The sequence below is a fragment of the Brasilonema sp. UFV-L1 genome (assembly GCF_012912105.1).
Classification (GTDB): Bacteria; Cyanobacteriota; Cyanobacteriia; order Cyanobacteriales; family Nostocaceae; genus Brasilonema.
Genome location: NZ_QMEA01000302.1, coordinates 1 through 646 on the forward strand (window position 1 = coordinate 1; position 646 = coordinate 646).

Here is a 646-nt window from a genome sequence, read left to right on the forward strand (position 1 = left end):
TTTGTTCCACTATAAACTAATTTATTCCATTATCTGGCTTTCTAGTCAATTGGCGGATGATCGATTAGTCGTCACCAGTCAAAATGCAGCTAACCAAGAAACAGTGGAAGTTGTTCATGAAGCGTTGATTCGTAATTGGGAAGAACTGGGAAAATGGATGAAAGCAGATCGTAGCTTTCGCGCTTGGCAAGAAAGGCTGCGGTTCGCAATGCTTCAATGGCAAAAAATGCAACGGGATGAAGGGGCATTGTTGCGCGGTGCAGTGTTAAAAGAAGCGGAAGAAAATCTGAAACAACGCCGAGAAGAACTGAGCAAAGGGGAGCAAGAATTTATTCAAGCAAGTGTAGCACTGCGTCAAGGTGGTAAGCAGCGAATTTACTTGAGTTTGGGGGGATTGGGAGTATCCTTATTGCTGGCGGTGGGGTTTTGGGGTTGGTTGAGTTATACAACTTTGGGGCAATTGACTCACATTCGCTGGAACTTGACTAATGTGAGTCACCGGGCGAGTTCTCAGTCTCAATCAGCAGCGGCTGTCGCCTTTGTTAAGGATGAAAATTTTGCTGAAGCGTTGAAACTTGCCAACAACATTCAGGATTCCAATCCCAAAGCCCATGCCTTAAGAGCGATTGCCGAAGCCATTGGCAAG

The 646-nt window shown here is 45.7% G+C and carries 1 pseudogene; it reads left to right on the top strand.

Going from position 1 to position 646, the window contains the following annotated elements:
- Positions 1 to 646: pseudogene (locus DP117_RS34270) on the top strand (hypothetical protein); the annotation flags it as partial.